A 15,209-nucleotide genomic window follows, 5' to 3' on the forward strand; every position below is an offset into this window, starting at 1 on the left:
GGGACTACTTGGTGCCGGCGTGCGCGATGCCCTCGATGATCCAGCGCTGGGCGAGGATGAACACGACCAGGACGGGGAGCATCGTGATGATCGTCCCGGCCATCAACGGGCCGTAGTTCGTCGTGTAGTTGTTGACGAAGCCGGCGAGCCCGACCTGGACGGTCATCATCTTCGGGTCGTTGAGCACGATCAGCGGCCAGAGGAAGTTGTTCCAGCCGGCCTGGAAGCTGAGCAGGCCGAGGACGGCGAGCCCGGCCTTCGTGAGCGGGAAGTAGATCACCGCGAAGATCCGGAACTCGCCGGCACCGTCGATCCGCGCGGCCTCCCCGAGTTCGTCGGGCAGTGTCTCGAAGAACTGCTTCATGAAGAAGACCGCGAACGCACCCGCTGCTCCCGGGACGATGACTGCCCAGTACGTGTTGATGAGGCCGAGTCCGCCGTTGCCGCCGAGGTCGTTGCCGCCGAGCAGCGGGAAGTGCCGGAGGATCAGGAACGTCGGGATCATCGTGACGATGCTCGGGACCATGAGCGACGACAGGAAGGTGATGAACACCGCCTGGCGTCCGGCGAACCGCAGCTTCGCGAGGGCGTACCCGGCGAGGGAGCCGAAGAACAGGTTGGCGACTGCCCCTCCGACGCCGAGGACGAGCGAGTTGACGAAGTACCGGCCGTACGGGACGGTCGTCACGGCTTGCACGAAGTTGTCGACCGTCGGGCGCTGCGGGATGAGGGACAGCGAGTGGGCGAGGATCTCGCCGGCGGGCTTGAGCGATGTCGCGAGTGTCCAGATCAGCGGTGCGACGGTGACGATGCTGACGAGGCAGACGCCGATCCACCAGGCGGTCGTCTTCGTCCGGCGGACGGCAGCGGCCCGTCGTCGGAGCTGTTGTCCGTCGCGGCTCGGGGCACTGGCGGATCCGGTCGGAGTGGCGGTCGTGGTCATCGTTCGGAGTCCCTGTTGGTGAGGCGGGCGTTGACGAGGGAGAACGCGAGGATGATCACGAACAGGATGAACGACAGCGCGGAGGCATAGCCCATCTGCAGGGACCCGAACCCGCGATCGTAGATGTAGTAGACGATCGTCACGGTCGAGTTGCCGGGACCGCCCTTCGTCAGGACGTACGCCTGGTCGAACACCTGGAAGGCGTTGATGATGAGCAGCGTCGACACCAGGAACGTGGTGCGGCGGATGCTCGGCAGCACGACGTACCGGAAGACCTGCCATGCGTTGGCGCCGTCGAGTCGTGCTGCTTCGCGGAGGTCCGGCGAGACACCCTGCAGCCCGCCGAGGAAGATCATCATGTTCCCGCCGAAGCCGGCCCAGACGCTCATCATGACGATCGCGAACATCGCCCAGTGTGAGTCGTAGAGCCAGGCGGGTCCGTTGATGCCGAACCAGCCGAGCGCCTCGTTGAGCAGACCGTGCTGCGGGTTGAGCACCCAGTACCAGATCGTCGCGGTCGCCACGGTGGACGAGACGACCGGGATGTAGAACAGCGTGCGGAAGACGCGCGCGCTCCGGGCGCTCCGGTTCAGCAGCAGTGCGGTGGCCATCGCGATGACCAGGCCGAGCGGCACGTACAGCACCGTGTAGAGCACCGTGTTGCGGAGCGAGATCCAGAAGAACGGGTCGGAGGCGATGTGGACGTAGTTGTCGAAACCGGTCCAGGTGAGGGGCCCGATGACGGCGTAGTCGCTGAGGCTCACGACAGCCGCGATGACGACCGGGAGCGCCGTGAACAGCAGGAAGAGCGCACCCGGCAGTGCGAGGAACACCCAGGCCGCGCGGGTCTGCTGCTTGCGCGTCGCACTGACGCCGCTTCCCCGCTCGGTCCGGCGCCGCTTCGGAGGTGTGGAATCGAGGGCGCCGTCGGCTTCACCCGCGACGACGGCCTGCTCCTCGGGGGTCGTCACGACGCTCATCGGGTGCTCCGTTCCGGGACCGGTGCCGGAGCGCTGCGCAAGCCGGCGAGGTCGAGCACGAACTCGCAGAACATCGCGTTCGCCCAGGAGAACCAGGGACGGGTGTACGTGGTCGGGTCGTCGACGTCGAAGGACTCGTGCATGAGCCCCGTCCCTGCGTGTGTGGCGCACAGCTGCTGCAGGAGGTGGCCCCGTTCCTCGGCGTCGGTGGCGGTGAGCCCCTGGACGGCGAGTGCGATCGGCCACACGTTGAGACCGGGGGTGTGCGGGCTGCCGATGCCACTGCCCGTCGCACCGCTGAACCAGTACGGGTTCGTGGGCGAGAGCACCGCGGCACGGGTGCGCCGGTAGAGCGCGTCGTCACGGTCGCACCAGCCGAGCATCGGCAGGGACAACAGGCTCGGGACGTTCGCGTCGTCCATGAGCAGGGCGCCGCCGGTACCGTCGACCTCGTAGGCCAGGACGACGCCGTGGTCCGGGTGGTCGACGACGCCGTGAGTCCGGATGGCGTCGTCGATCTCGTCGGCGAGGGCCGTTGCCCGCCGAGCCAGCTGCGCGTCGTCGAGCACCGCGGTGGCGAGCACGGCGACGTGTCGCAGTTCGGTGACGGCGAAGGCGTTCCCCGGGATGTTGAAGCCCAGCGTCGTCGCGTCATCGCTCGGCCGGAACGCGCTCCAGGTCAGACCGGTCCGGGCGGTGCGCGGGCCGCGGCCCTGGCGGACGAGGGTGTCACTCGGCAGCAGCGGGTCGGGGCGTTCGAACCGGTACGGCGAGCCCGCCTCGTGGTCCTGCTCGACGGTCCACAACGCGATGGCCGCAGCAGCGACCTCGGCGAACCGGTCGAGGTGGTCGGTGCGCCCCGTGCGCTCCCAGAGGTCGTACGCCAGGCGGATCGGGTAGCAGAGCGAGTCGATCTCGTACTTGCGCTCCCAGACCCACGGGTCCATCGCCGTGTCGTCATCGGTGTGACCGGCGCCATCGGGGGCGCGGTTGAAGGCGTTGGCGTAGGGATCGACGAGGACGTACTCGAGCTGCCGCCGCGACACCGACGCCATGGTGTCGGCCAGCGCTTCGTCCTCGGCGACGAAGTGCAGGTACGGCGTGAGCTGCGCGGTCGAGTCGCGCAGCCACATCGCCGGGATGTCGCCGGTGACCATGAAGGTCGTGCCGTCCGGCATGTCCGTCATCGTCGTCGACAGCGTGTTCGCGAAACAGTTCGCGAACACCGCGCCGACGTCGGACCCCATCCGGTCCTCGACCTGCCGGGCGACCCTGCCCACGAGGTCTGCATGTATCTGAGCCACGTTGCTCCCTTGACTTTCGCTGGTACTGCTCCAACTATATTGATTGGCCCAATTCACGCAAGAAGTAGTTCAAGTATACTTTTTTGCGCCTGCACCGGGCAGGGCGGATCAAGGGTCGGATCGAAGGAGATCCCATGCAGCACAGACTCGTCAGCCTGCTCGTGGCCGGTGCCGTCGCGTCGGCCACGCTCACCGGTGTGGGCATCGCAACCGACCCTGGCCGAGCCTCCGCCCTGACCACCACCCAGGCGACCGACGCGTACGACGCGTTCGTCGCCACCTACTGGGACGCGGACGCGAAGTACTTCACCACCTACAGCGACCGCCAGGTCCACCAGGAGCACGCGGTCGGACCGCAGGGTGGTCTGTACACGGACTACTGGTGGGAGGCCCAGAACTGGGAGGCGGTGATGGACCGCTACGAACGCACCCACGACGCGGCGAGTCGGCAGATGATCGACGACGTCTTCGACGGCTGGCAGGCGGCGTACCCGGACTTCCGGCAGAACGACTGGAACGACGACATGGGCTGGTGGGCCCGTGGCGCGGTCCGCGCGTACGAACTGACCGGGGAACAGCGGTTCCTCGACGAATCGGAGGAGGTCTTCGGCTTCATCGCGCAGTACGAGGACACGACGTACGGCGGTGGCATCTGGTGGAAGAACGTCGACGTCGGTGACGGCAGCAAGAACGAGAAGAACGTGGCGACGAACGGCACCGCCGTGCAGACCGCGCTCCGGCTGTACGCGGCGACCGGCGACACGACCTACCTGGACACGGCCGAGCGGCTCTTCGCCTGGCTGCAGACCGACTTCGACCGGAACGGGCACATCCGCGACCACGTCAGCGGCACCGGGCAGTTCACCGACTACGACTGGACGTACAACCAGGGCCAGTACGCCGGCGCCGCCCTGCAGATGTACCTGCTCACGAACGACCAGCAGTACCTGACCGACGCCACCCGTGCCGTGGACTGGGCGGTGGCGAACCTGACCGTCGCCGGTACCTTCCTCAACGAGGGCTCGAGCGACACGCAGGGGTTCAAGGCCATCCTCACCCGGGACATCCGAGACCTGATCGACGACGCCGGACAGACCCAGTACGAGTCGGTCCTCACCGCGAACGCATCGCAGGCAGCGGCGCACGTCTCGCCCGAGGGCATCGGCGGACCGGACTGGACCGCCCCGACCCCGTCGACCAGCACCGCCCCGCAACAGTCCCTCGCAGCGTCGGCCACCGTGGCGATCGTGCAGCAGGCGACACCGGACGGCTCGACCGTGGTGGAGCAGGGTGACGGCGTGTACCAGGCGGAGAACATCGACCACCCGGGCATCCCGACCGAAGCGACCGGTACCGGCTACACCGGGCGCGGCTACCTGGCCGGGTGGAACACCGCAGGTACCGCGGCGACGGCGCACGTCAACGTCGCGAGCGCGGGGACACACAGCGTGACACTCCGGTACGCGGCCGCAGCGGGGACCGCGACGCGCATCGTCCGCGTGGGCAGCGGGACCGCGACCACCGTGACCCTGCCGGCGACGGGATCGTGGTCGACGTGGAGCACGGTCACGTTGCCCGTGCAGCTGACAGCAGGGTCGAACGCCCTGTCGATCGCCGTGCCCGCCAGCAACGGCAACTACGTCAACCTCGACTCGGTGTCCGTCTCGCTCTGAACGACAGAGCGACGGCGACGGCGACACGGCCGCCACCAGGACGACGAAGGCCCCCACCCTGATGGGTGGGGGCCTTCGAGCGTGGTGACCCCAGCGGGATTCGAACCCGCGTTACCGCCGTGAGAGGGCAGCGTACTAGGCCGCTATACGATGGGGCCGCGGCGATGTCCCGGATCGGGACGTGTGTCGGTTCGGAGTGTGTCACTCGTGGTGACCCCAGCGGGATTCGAACCCGCGTTACCGCCGTGAGAGGGCGGCGTACTAGGCCACTGTACGATGGGGCCGTTCCGACAACTCGACAAGTATGGCACAGGGTGTGAGCGAGCGCCAAAACGCCCGGGTCCGCGCCGGTGTGTCGCCATGCCGACCAGGGCACACGGAGGGTCGGCATACGGTGGGTCGATGACGGTGCGCATCGGCCTGTCCGGCTGGCAGTACGACTCGTGGCGCGGCGACTTCTACCCCGCCGCGCTCGCCAAGCGGCGCTGGCTCGAGCACGTCGGCACGCACTTCCCGACGGTCGAGGTCAACGGCTCCTTCTACTCGCTGCAGCGTCCGTCGCGGTACCGGGCCTGGCGTGCAGCGGTCCCCGAGGACTTCCGCTTCGCGCTGAAGGGCGGCAGGTACGTGACGCACATGCTCCGGCTGCGGAACGTCGACACGGCGCTGGCGAACTTCTTCGCCTCCGGGCCGCTGGAGCTCGGTCCGACCCTCGGTCCGGTGCTCTGGCAACTCCCCGAGCACGTCGTCCCGACGCCTGACGTGCTCGACGCGTTCCTCGCCCTGCTGCCCGCCACCCACGGCGAGGCCGCCACCCTCGCCGCCGGGCACGACGCGAAGGTCGTCGAGCCGTCGACCACGGCGGAGGACCCGGCACTGCCGGTCCACCACGTCCTGGAGGTCCGCTCCCCCGACGCCACCACCCCGGACCACCTCGCCGTCCTCCGCACACACCGCACCGCGCTCGTCGATTCGCACGCGGGCGACTTCCCCCGCCTGGTCCACGACACCGACGCGCCGCTCGCGTACCTCCGGCTCCATGGCGCGCCGCACACGTACCACGACGGCTACGGCCGGGAGGCCCTGCTCACCTGGGCGGAGACGGTCCGGCATCACGTCACCGCCGGACGCGACGTCTGGGTGTACTTCGACAACGACGCGGAACGCCACGCCCCGTGGGACGCACTCGAGCTCGGCGGACTGCTCGGGCTACCGGCCCTCAGACGGTGAACGACTCCCCCGGTGCGAGCACGACGACCTCGCCCGCGGGCTCGACGACCTGCCGGATCCGGTCCGTGTGCCCCGCGAACCCGATGTCGGACAGCGTGGCCTCGTGGATCGGGATCGCCCGTCGTGGGGCGACGGCGAGCAGGTGGTCCATCAGCTCACCGATCTTCAGCCAGGGCGCCCCGACCGGTGCCGCGAACACCTCGACGGGTGCTCCGGGGTCGATGTAGGCGTCACCCGGGTGGAGCAGCGTGCTGTTGACGAACACCCCGGTGTTGTCGACGACCGGCACGGACGAGTGGATCAGCTGGTGCCGCGTGCCGTGGAACGACAGGGTGAAGGCCCCGACGGTCCGGGTGTCACCGTCCGTCACGACGTCCACCTCGACGGCCGCCGCCAGCGCCGACGCGACCCCGGCCGGGCCGAACACCGGGATGCCCGGGTTCCGGTCCAGGATCCGGTCGAGCTGCTCGGCCGTGCCGTGGTCCGGGTGCTCGTGGGTCACGACGACGGCGACGACACCGCTCACCTCGACCGGGCGCGTGTAGGCGCCGGGGTCGATGACCAGGCGGTCGCCGTCCTGCTCGACGACGAGACAGGCGTGCTCGAGCTTCGTGACCAGCATGCGACCGAGGCTACGCCGGCCTCCCCGACGCCGACCAGCCGAAGCCGACCCCCGGATGCCGGTCACGGGGCGCCCGCCACCGGTTGCTCGGTGCGGGACGCTCGCCCGCTGGGCGACCCGGTCACCGGCACGGCCGCGTGGTCGTCTGCCGCACCACCAGCCGCACGGCGGACGGCGCGAGGGGCCCCGGGGACGCACCCTGGGCCTCCAGGACGACCGCCCGTGCGGCCACGCGCCCCTGCGCCTCCGGGTCCTGCGCGACCGTCGTGAGGCCGAGGACCTCGCCGTACTCGTGCCCGTCGACGCCGGTGACGGACACGTCCCGCGGCACGTCGAGCCCGAGCCGGTGTGCGGCGACCACGACGCCGAGCGCCATCTCGTCCGAGGCGCAGACCACCGCGGTCGGCCGGTCCGGGGCCGCGACGTCGAGCAGCGCGGTCCCCGCCGCGACCCCGCCGGCGAACGAGAACCGACCGTCGGCGTACCAGTCGCGACGGACCGGGACTCCAGCGCACACCATCGCCTCGGTGAACCCGTCCCGGCGTCGGTAGGGCACGGCGACGCTGAGGCCGGCTTCGTCCTGCCCGCCGACGTAGGCGACCTCGCGGTGTCCCAGTCGGGTGAGGTGGACGACCGCCAGGGCAGCCACCTCGTGGTCGTCGACACCGACGTTCCGTAGGTCGTGCGCCGGCCCGCCGATCACGACCGTCGGCAGCTCGCTGACCTGCAGCTCGCGGCGTTCGGTCTCGTCGAGGGCCAGCGACATCAGCACCAGCGCATCGACGCGCTGTCGCAGCATCGCGCGCCGGAACGCCCGATGCCGATCACCACCCGGTCCGCCGAGGTTGTAGAGGACGAGGTCGTAGCCGGCGGCTCGGAGTTCAGCGTCGACGCCGCCCAGGGCCTTCACGGTGAACCAGCGGTCGATCACCGGCAGGACGACCCCGACTGCGCGCTGGCGACCGGTGGCCAGGCCCGCCGCCGCCGAGCTCGGGACGTACCCGAGCTCGTCGGCGACCCGCCGGACCTGGTCGATGGTCGTCCCGGCCACCGTCGGCAGACCGCGGAGCGCTCGCGAGACCGTCGCCTTCGACAGCCCGGTCGCCTGCGCGATCTCCTGGATCCCCACGGGATCGTCCCGGGAGGCTCGTCAGCGGCCGGCCGCGCGCGTCGCGACCGCCGGCTGGTCCGGCTGGGCAGCGGCGTCGGTCCGCCGGAGTACCCGCCGTCGCCACCGGTCCAGGAGGACGATCGCCACGACGGTCCCGAGCAGCGTGAGCGCCCACGCGAGCGCCGGCCGCCCGGTGAGCTCGCAGAAGACGGTGACGCCGAAGAACAGCAGTCCGAAGCACCCGACGAACCCGATGGCCTCCTCGATCCGGGACGTGGGCCGGAGCGGTGCGCGCTGTGCCACGGTCAGCCCTTCACGCCACCGGCGGTGAGACCGGCCACGATGCGTCGCTGGAACACGAGCACCAGGATGACGAGCGGGATCGTGACGATCGTGCCCGCCGCCATCACCGCGGTGTACGGCTCCTGGTGCGGCTGCGACCCGGCGAAGGACGCGATCGCGACCGTGACCGGCTGGGTGGCGTCGCTCGAGAGCTGGGACGAGATGAGGTACTCGTTCCAGGACGAGATGAACGCCAGGATCGCGGTCGTGAACACGGCCGGTGCGGCCAGCGGCAGGATGATCCGTCGGAACGCCTGGACGCGGGTGCAACCGTCGATGCGGGCGGCCTCCTCGAGGTCCCACGGCATCTCCCGGAAGAACGACGCCAGCGTGTAGACCGTCAGTGGCAGCACGAACGAGATGCTCGGCAGGATCAGCGCCTGGTAGCTGCCCATCCACCCGATGTCGGTGAACAGCTGGAACAGCGGCGAGATCAGCGCGACGCCCGGGAACATCGACGCGGCGAGGATCGCGCCGGCGATCAGGGACTTGCCGCGGAACTCGAGCCGGGCCAGCGCGTAGGCGGCGGTCGTGCCGACGAGCAGGGCGATGATCGTGACGACGGCACCGATGAACACACTGTTGAGCAGCGCGCGTCCGAGGTGGTTGCCGAGCGCCGTCGAGAACGCCGTCGCGTAGTTGTCGAGCGTCACATGGGTGAAGAACGGCGTCGGGTCGAACGTGTAGCCGACGTCGCGGAAGGACGTGACGATCATCCAGTAGAACGGCAGGAGGCACCACAAGGCGATGACGGCGGCCTGGATGCCGGTGCGGAGCTTCGGCCCCGCGTGGCGCTTCACCCGGACATCGCCGCGTGCGCCAGCACGTTCGGCGGGAATGTGGAGACGGTCTGCTGCGAGGGTCACTTGAGCTCGCCCTTCTGCTGTGCTGCCTGGGTCTGAACGACGTTCGCGCCGAGGAACCGGACGAAGATGAACGCGACGACGAAGATGACCACGAACGTGATGGTGGACAGTGCCGAGGCGGAGTTGAAGCCCTGCCGGATCTGGTCGACGACCAGCACGGACAGCGAGACGGTGGCGTTCCCGGAACCACCACCACCACCGGTCATGATCGCGATGAGGTCGTAGATCCGGAGGGCGTCGAGCACGCGGAACAGGATCGCGACCATCAGCGCCGGCTTCACGAGCGGCAGGGTGATGTTGACGAACCGCTGCATGGTCGAGGCGCCGTCCATCTTCCCGGCCTCGTAGACCTCGTCCGGGATCAGCTGCAACCCGGCGAGGATGAGCAGCGCCATGAACGGCGTGGTCTTCCAGGTGTCGGCGATGATGATGGCGAAGCGGGAGGCCCACTCGTCGGAGAACCAGAGGACCTGGTGGCCGATGACGTGGTTGAGCACACCGTTCGCGTCGAAGATGAAGTACCAGAGCTTCGCGGTGACGGCGGTCGGGATGGCCCACGGGATGAGGATCGCGGCACGTACGAGGGCGCGGCCCTTGAAGTCGCGGTTCATGATGATGGCCATCCAGAGCCCGATGACGGTCTCGAGCGCCACGGTCACGACCGTGAAGAAGAACGTGTTGCCGAACGCCGTCCAGAACTGGGAGCCGAGGTTGCCGGGCGGGCAGGCGGCGGTGCCGCACTGCTGTCCGAGCCAGTGCACGTAGTTCGTGACGCCGGCGAAGCCGCCCTCGACGAACAGGCCGGTGGCCTTGTCCAGTCCCTGGTCGAGTTGGAACGACTGGATGACCGCACTGACGACCGGGTAGCCGATGACGATCGCCAGGAGCACGAGCGTGGGGCCGATGAGGTACACGGCCCACCGACCGTGGTCGGCGTTGAGCCCGCCCTTGCGCCGCTTCGGCGGCTCCATCCCCTGGGGTTCGGGGATCGCTGCGGGGATCTCGGTTGCTGCTGACACGTCACGGCCTCCTTGCCGGTGTCGGGAACGCACAGAGGGAGGACGGGAGGACCGTGGTCGCGTGACCACGACCCTCCCGTCAGCAGGCGGCCTGAGCCGCCCTCGGTGTCAGTTGCCGCCGTCGGTCGCCGACGTGAGGGCCGCCTGCATGTCCTGCATGGCGGCGTCGACGGACTTGGACCCCTTGAGCGCGGCGTAGGTGTTGTCCTGGATCGCCTTGGTCACGGCCGGGTAGAACGGCGTCACCGGACGCGGCTCCGCGGACTTGATCGACTCGAGGAGCGTCGGGAGGTACGGCAGCTTCGCCGTGAGCTCCTCGTCCGTGTACAGGTCACCGACGACCGGGGCGAGCGAGCCCTGGGTCGCGAAGAACTTCTGCGTGTCGTTGGAGATGAGGAACTCGAGGAAGTCGTGCGCGGTGGCCTTGTGCTTCGAGTAGACGCTGATCGCGGCGTTGTGACCACCGAGGGTCGAGGCGCCGACGCCGTCGGCCCCCGGGATCGGGGCGATGCCGAAGGTGTCCTTCACCTTGCTGGAGCCGTCGGTCTTCGCGAGGCTGTACACGTACGGCCAGTTGCGCAGGAACAGGAGCTTGCCGTCCTCGAACGCCTGACGGCCCTGCTCCTCCTGGTAGGTGATCGCTTCCTTCGGGATGTTGCCGTTCTCGAAGGCGTCGACGAGCTTCTGCAGGCCGGCCTTCGCGTCGGAGGTGTCGACGTCCGGCTTGCCGCTGCCGTTGAGGACCGCGCCGCCCGCGCCGTTGATCGCCTCGGAGGCGTTGACGGTCAGCCCCTCGTACTTCGCGAACTGCCCCGCGTAGCAGCCGATGCCGGCGTCCTTCGCGATCGAGCAGTCCTGCATCATCTCGTCCCACGTCGTCGGCGGGGTCTTCACGAGGTCCTTGCGGTAGTACAGCAGGGCGCCGTCGGAGGTCTGTGGTGCCGCGTAGAGCGTGTCGTTGTACGTCGCGGTCTTGACCGTCGACGGCAGGAGCTTCGACGTGTCGATCGCCATGTCGCCGGTGAGCGGCGTGAGCCAGCTCTTCGCGGCGAACTCGGCGGTCCACACCACGTCGACGTCGACCACGTCGTAGTTGTCGTCCTTCGCCTGGAAGTGCTGCACCAGGTCGTCGTGCTGCTGGTCTGCCTGGTCGGACTGCTCCTTGAAGGTGACCTTCTCGTCCGGGTGGGCCTTGTTCCACTTGGCGATCAGCGGGCGGACGACGTTCGAGTTGTCCTTGCCCTGCACGTAGGTGATCGGCCCGCGGCTGTCCTGGCCGCCCTTCGCGTCGTCCGAGGCCGAACTCCCGCTCGAGCAGCTCGCGAGCAGCAGGCCGACGACCGCGATCCCTGCGATCGAGGCCACGCGGCCCTTCGCACGTGTGTTCTTCACAGCGTTGTCTCCTCATCGAGATCACCAGGAGCGTCGCCGGACCGTGCCCGGCGACGCTGCACTGGAGCAGGCGACGCTGCCTGCTGAGCGAGGACGCTACGCCCCGGACGGGGGTCGTGCAACCGGTTGCACCAGCACCGTGACCGGAGCGTTACACAGCCGTCGAAGTGCTCCAGCCACCTGCGGCTGCCGGCGCATCAGGCGCCTGTCGGCGGCAGGGTCTCCTGCGCCAGGTGCGCCTGCTGGGCACGCTCGCTGTCGGCGATGAAGCGCTCGGCACCCTCACGGGGCATCGAGGACTGGCCGCCGCAGTACGCGCACTGCAGCACGTACCGTCCGTGCCCGAACGGGAACACCGGCACGAAGAACAGCGTGAACCAGGTCCGCAGTCGGTGCAGGCGCTGCGCTGCGGTCGACCCGCAGAGGGTGCAGGCGAAGAACAGCACCCCGGCGAGGGCGGAACGTGTGCGGCTGCCGAAGATGATCATGGGGCCCCCTGCTCGTGGCGCGCCCGAACGGTGTCCGGGCGTGGCGGCGCGGTGTCCACCCTCGTCCGACGACGATAGCCCACAGTCGGGGAGCCGGAGCCGGTGCGCGCGACCCCGAGCGGGCCGCCCCGAGACGACAAAAGCCCCCGGTCTCCCGGGGGCTTTCGTGTGTCCAACTGCTGGGGTACCTGGACTCGAACCAAGAACGACGGTACCAGAAACCGCTGTGTTGCCAATTACACCATACCCCAAAGGCCTTGCAGCCCTGCGCCCCGTTGTCCGGGGCACGATCAACTACTGTACAGCATCCCGGAGGTCTCCGAGACCACCGACCAGGTCACGGTGCACGGCCGCCGCGGTCGACGCACCGTGTCCGGCCGCGACGATGAGCTGCTCGGGCCCCGGCGGGGTGACGTCCCCGACCGCGTACAGTCCGGGGAGGTTCGACCGACCGAGCCGGTCCACCCGCACGAAGCCCAGCTCGTCGCGGTCGAGGTCCGCGTCGACCCAGTCCAGGTCCGCGTGCCACTCGGGCCGGACGAAGGCGCCCGAACGCGGTACCACGTCCCCGTCGGCCAGCCGCACCCCGGTCATGCCGCTCCGGTCACCCTCCAGGTCCGCCACCGGACGCTCGTCGATGCGGATACCGGCCGCGACCAGGCGTGCACGCCCGGTCTTGGACACCGGAGCCACCCCGTTCGTGAAGACGACGAGGTCGTCGGTCCACGACCCGACGAGCAGAGCGCGGTCGACCACGTCGTCGGTCTCGCCGATGAACGCCAGCGGCGCTCCGGCCTTGTCGTACCCGTCGCACTCCACGCAGCTGTGGACGTCGGTGCCGTAGAACGCCCGGAGCGACGGCAGTGCGGGGAACGACTCACGGAGGCCCGTGGCGATCACCACGGCACGGGCGGTGGCCACCACCTCGGCGCCACGCCAAGTGCCGTGCACGTTCCAGGCGCCGTCGGTCTGCCAGACCCGGTCGACGACGGCCTGCGTGACCGTCGCCTCCGGGTACCCGGCGACCTCGTCCCGCCCGAGCTTCCGCAGCTCGAGGGGCGAGATGCCGTCACGTGTGATGAACCCGTGCGACCGGAGGGTCGCGGCGTTCCGCGGGCGGTTCGCGTCGAGGAGCAGCACCGTGCGTCTCGCGCGCACCAGGTTCAGCGCAGCGCTGAGCCCCGCGGGACCCGCGCCGATGACGACGACGTCGACCACGGACGTCAGCGTGCCGCGAGGGAACGGAGACGCGCGAGCGTGGACTGCTTGCCGAGGATCTCCATCGACTCGAAGAGCGGCGGGCTGATCCGACGACCGGACACCGCGACGCGCAGCGGACCGAACGCCACCCGGGGCTTCAGCTCGAGGCCGTCGATGAGCGCCGTCCGGAGGGACTGCTCGATGGCGGCCGTGGACCAGTCGTCGAGCTGCTCGAGTGCGGTGATGCCGGCCTGGAGCACCGGGGCCGGGTCACCCTTGAGGGATGCGAGGGCGTCGTCCTCGACCACCAGGTCGTCGTCGGAGGTGAACAGGAAGCCGAGCATCGCGGGTGCCTCGCTGAGCAGCTGCATGCGCTCCTGGACGAGCGGGGCCGCGAGCTCGAGCACGCGCTCCTGCTCGGCCGTCGCCGGCTCCTCGAGGAACTCCGTGAGGTAGGGCCGGAGCCGGCCACGGAAGTCAGCGGGATCGAGCAGGCGGATGTGGTCGCCGTTGATCGACTCGGCCTTCTTGTGGTCGAAGCGCGCCGGGTTCGGGTTCACGTCCGTGACCTCGAACGCCGCGATCATCTCGTCGATCGAGAAGACGTCGCGGTCGGGGCCGATCGACCACCCGAGCAGCGCCAGGTAGTTCACGAGTCCTTCGGGCACCATGCCGTTCGACCGGTGGTGGAAGAGGTTCGACTCGGGGTCCCGCTTCGAGAGCTTCTTGTTGCCCTCCCCCATCACGTACGGCAGGTGGCCGAACTGCGGGATGAACCGGGCGAGACCGATCTCGTGGAGCGCCTCGTACAGCGCGATCTGCCGCGGCGTCGACGACAGCAGGTCCTCGCCGCGGAGGACGTGCGTGATCCCCATCAGCGCGTCGTCGAGGGGGTTCGTGAACGTGTAGAGCGGCTTGCCGTTCGGCCGCACCACGACGAAGTCCGGGAACGAGCCCTGCGGGAAGGTGATCTCACCGCGGACCAGGTCCTGGAAGCTGAGGTCGCGGTCCGGTACGCGCAGGCGCAGCGCCGGCGCACGGCCTTCGTCACGGAAGGCCTGGCGCTGGGCGTCCGTGAGGTCGCGCTCGTGGTTGTCGTAGCCCTGCTTCGGGTCACGACCGTTCGCGACGTTGCGGGCTTCCATCTCCTCGGGCGTGACGTACGACTCGTAGACGTGCCCCGCTGCGGTGAGCTGTGCGATGGCGTCCGCGTACACCTCGGCGCGCAGGGACTGCCGGTACGGGCCGTGGGGTCCGCCGACCTCGACGCCCTCGTCCCAGTCCAGCTGCAGCCACCGCAGTGCCTCGATGATCTGGGCGTAGGACTCCTCGCTGTCGCGGGCGGCATCGGTGTCCTCGATGCGGAACACCAGCTTGCCGCCCGTGTGGCGGGCGTAGGCCCAGTTGAACAGGGCGGTACGGACCAGGCCGACATGCGGCGTCCCGGTGGGCGACGGGCAGAACCGGACGCGGACGTCGGAACCGGTGGCAGAAGAGAATGGCGCTGTCATGACGCCCTGATCCTACCGCGACCTCCCGGCCGACTGGCGGGTGGCAATGGACAGCAGCTGGAATGCAGAAAACCCCTGACATGGGGAGCGGATGCTCCCCGTGTCAGGGGTTTTCATGAAAAGAAGTCCGGCGGCGTCCTACTCTCCCACAAGGTCCCCCTTGCAGTACCATCGGCGCTGAGAGGCTTAGCTTCCGGGTTCGGAATGTGACCGGGCGTTTCCCTCTCGCTATGACCACCGGAACACCATCGACCCGATCATTTCCGGATCAAACAGGTTCCAGCCATCCCCCAGCAACGGGTTGGTGCCTGCAACCCGCAAAACGGATTGTCGACACCCCACACCGGTGGGGTAGCTGAACTATTCAGTTTGATTCCCGATCGTCTGTCGGGAACCACAAAGTGGACGCGAGCCCCAACCCCCGAAGGGGTCAGGAAAAAAGTGTGTGTCAAGTCTTCGGCTTATTAGTACCGGTCAGCTCCACGGGTCGTTAGTCCCCGCTTCCACATCCGGCCTATCAACCCAGTA

14 protein-coding genes, 3 tRNA genes, 1 rRNA gene and 1 pseudogene are annotated in these 15,209 nt (G+C 69.0%); 2 read left to right on the forward strand and 17 right to left on the reverse strand.

Features of this window, described 5'->3' with window-relative positions; translation table 11 throughout:
* Window positions 1-4: 4 nt before the first annotated feature.
* From DEJ31_RS02940 to DEJ31_RS02950, 3 genes are read right to left on the reverse strand one after another with little or no spacing between them, the layout of a single operon-like run.
* Window positions 5-943 carry a carbohydrate ABC transporter permease gene (locus tag DEJ31_RS02940; RefSeq protein ID WP_111079230.1) on the reverse strand — a complete coding sequence of 313 codons (939 nt, stop codon included), beginning with the start codon at window positions 941-943 and terminating at the stop codon, window positions 5-7.
* Window positions 940-1,923, reverse strand: coding sequence for a carbohydrate ABC transporter permease (locus tag DEJ31_RS02945; RefSeq protein ID WP_111121157.1), 984 nt, complete (start codon window positions 1,921-1,923; stop codon window positions 940-942). Before DEJ31_RS02945 ends, DEJ31_RS02940 begins: the two co-directional genes overlap by 4 nt.
* Window positions 1,920-3,227, reverse strand: coding sequence for a glycoside hydrolase family 125 protein (locus DEJ31_RS02950; protein ID WP_258366094.1), 1,308 nt, complete (start codon window positions 3,225-3,227; stop codon window positions 1,920-1,922). Before DEJ31_RS02950 ends, DEJ31_RS02945 begins: the two co-directional genes overlap by 4 nt.
* A 134-nt stretch (window positions 3,228-3,361) precedes the next feature.
* Here DEJ31_RS02950 and DEJ31_RS02955 point away from each other — a divergent pair, with 134 nt between their 5' ends.
* Window positions 3,362-4,900 (forward strand): glycoside hydrolase family 76 protein, encoded by a 1,539-nt coding sequence (locus DEJ31_RS02955; RefSeq protein WP_111121158.1) that lies wholly within the window; start codon window positions 3,362-3,364, stop codon window positions 4,898-4,900.
* An 82-nt stretch (window positions 4,901-4,982) separates the two neighbouring features.
* Here the strand turns inward: DEJ31_RS02955 and DEJ31_RS02960 are convergent.
* Both DEJ31_RS02960 and DEJ31_RS02965 read right to left on the reverse strand, forming a co-directional pair.
* Window positions 4,983-5,058, reverse strand: a tRNA-Glu gene (locus DEJ31_RS02960).
* 50 nt (window positions 5,059-5,108) lie between these two features.
* Window positions 5,109-5,184: transfer RNA gene (locus tag DEJ31_RS02965), tRNA-Glu, on the reverse strand.
* A 118-nt stretch (window positions 5,185-5,302) separates the two neighbouring features.
* On the opposite strand from DEJ31_RS02965, the gene DEJ31_RS02970 reads away from it, so the two are divergent.
* Window positions 5,303-6,130: a DUF72 domain-containing protein gene (locus DEJ31_RS02970; RefSeq protein ID WP_111121159.1), complete on the forward strand. Its 828-nt coding sequence runs from the start codon at window positions 5,303-5,305 to the stop codon at window positions 6,128-6,130.
* Here the strand turns inward: DEJ31_RS02970 and DEJ31_RS02975 are convergent.
* The 12 genes and pseudogenes from DEJ31_RS02975 to rrf all read right to left on the reverse strand — a co-directional run bounded on the left by DEJ31_RS02975 (window position 6,120) and on the right by rrf (window position 14,923).
* Entirely contained in the window at window positions 6,120-6,752 is a 633-nt protein-coding gene (locus tag DEJ31_RS02975; RefSeq protein ID WP_111121160.1) for an MBL fold metallo-hydrolase, read from the reverse strand. The two genes, DEJ31_RS02970 and DEJ31_RS02975, sit on opposite strands and share 11 nt — an antisense overlap.
* Window positions 6,753-6,873: 121 nt before the next feature.
* Window positions 6,874-7,725, reverse strand: a complete 852-nt coding sequence (locus tag DEJ31_RS02980; protein WP_309147268.1) for a substrate-binding domain-containing protein — start codon at window positions 7,723-7,725, stop codon at window positions 6,874-6,876.
* A 27-nt stretch (window positions 7,726-7,752) separates the two neighbouring features.
* Window positions 7,753-7,884 (reverse strand): annotated as a pseudogene (locus tag DEJ31_RS17505) (helix-turn-helix domain-containing protein); the annotation flags it as partial.
* 18 nt (window positions 7,885-7,902) lie between these two features.
* A complete protein-coding gene (locus tag DEJ31_RS02985) occupies window positions 7,903-8,166 on the reverse strand; it encodes a hypothetical protein (protein ID WP_258366095.1) in 264 nt (87 codons plus the stop codon).
* Between the two features lie 2 nt (window positions 8,167-8,168).
* The gene (locus DEJ31_RS02990) at window positions 8,169-9,005 is read right to left on the reverse strand and encodes a carbohydrate ABC transporter permease (protein ID WP_258366105.1); all 837 of its coding nucleotides are present in this window, start codon (window positions 9,003-9,005) and stop codon (window positions 8,169-8,171) included.
* A gap of 62 nt (window positions 9,006-9,067) precedes the next feature.
* Complete coding sequence (locus tag DEJ31_RS02995; protein WP_110902011.1) at window positions 9,068-10,042, reverse strand: carbohydrate ABC transporter permease; 975 nt, start codon at window positions 10,040-10,042, stop codon at window positions 9,068-9,070.
* 156 nt (window positions 10,043-10,198) lie between these two features.
* The gene (locus DEJ31_RS03000) at window positions 10,199-11,482 is read right to left on the reverse strand and encodes an ABC transporter substrate-binding protein (RefSeq protein ID WP_110902010.1); all 1,284 of its coding nucleotides are present in this window, start codon (window positions 11,480-11,482) and stop codon (window positions 10,199-10,201) included.
* 197 nt (window positions 11,483-11,679) lie between these two features.
* A complete protein-coding gene (locus tag DEJ31_RS03005; RefSeq protein ID WP_110902009.1) occupies window positions 11,680-11,970 on the reverse strand; it encodes a zinc ribbon domain-containing protein in 291 nt (96 codons plus the stop codon).
* Window positions 11,971-12,149: 179 nt separating this feature from the next.
* A tRNA-Gln gene (locus DEJ31_RS03010) sits at window positions 12,150-12,221 on the reverse strand.
* A gap of 43 nt (window positions 12,222-12,264) precedes the next feature.
* The gene (locus DEJ31_RS03015; RefSeq protein ID WP_258366096.1) at window positions 12,265-13,188 is read right to left on the reverse strand and encodes an NAD(P)/FAD-dependent oxidoreductase; all 924 of its coding nucleotides are present in this window, start codon (window positions 13,186-13,188) and stop codon (window positions 12,265-12,267) included.
* 5 nt (window positions 13,189-13,193) lie between these two features.
* Complete coding sequence (gene gltX, locus DEJ31_RS03020) at window positions 13,194-14,681, reverse strand: glutamate--tRNA ligase (protein ID WP_111121162.1); 1,488 nt, start codon at window positions 14,679-14,681, stop codon at window positions 13,194-13,196.
* A gap of 125 nt (window positions 14,682-14,806) precedes the next feature.
* A 5S ribosomal RNA gene (rrf, locus tag DEJ31_RS03025) occupies window positions 14,807-14,923 on the reverse strand.
* Window positions 14,924-15,209: the final 286 nt, after the last annotated feature.

This window comes from Curtobacterium sp. MCPF17_031 (genome assembly GCF_003234035.1).
Classification (GTDB): Bacteria; Actinomycetota; Actinomycetes; order Actinomycetales; family Microbacteriaceae; genus Curtobacterium.

Excerpts from the sequence above, each read along its gene's own strand:
- gltX (WP_111121162.1), bottom strand. The coding sequence starts at position 14,681 with ATGACAGCGCCATTCTCTTCTGCCACCGGTTCCGACGTCCGCGTCCGG.
- DEJ31_RS02945 (WP_111121157.1), bottom strand. The coding sequence starts at position 1,923 with ATGAGCGTCGTGACGACCCCCGAGGAGCAGGCCGTCGTCGCGGGTGAA.
- DEJ31_RS03005 (WP_110902009.1), bottom strand. The coding sequence starts at position 11,970 with ATGATCATCTTCGGCAGCCGCACACGTTCCGCCCTCGCCGGGGTGCTG.
- DEJ31_RS02975 (WP_111121160.1), bottom strand. The coding sequence starts at position 6,752 with ATGCTGGTCACGAAGCTCGAGCACGCCTGTCTCGTCGTCGAGCAGGAC.
- DEJ31_RS02955 (WP_111121158.1), top strand. The coding sequence starts at position 3,362 with ATGCAGCACAGACTCGTCAGCCTGCTCGTGGCCGGTGCCGTCGCGTCG.
- DEJ31_RS02940 (WP_111079230.1), bottom strand. The coding sequence starts at position 943 with ATGACCACGACCGCCACTCCGACCGGATCCGCCAGTGCCCCGAGCCGC.
- DEJ31_RS02995 (WP_110902011.1), bottom strand. The coding sequence starts at position 10,042 with ATGGAGCCGCCGAAGCGGCGCAAGGGCGGGCTCAACGCCGACCACGGT.
- DEJ31_RS02970 (WP_111121159.1), top strand. The coding sequence starts at position 5,303 with ATGACGGTGCGCATCGGCCTGTCCGGCTGGCAGTACGACTCGTGGCGC.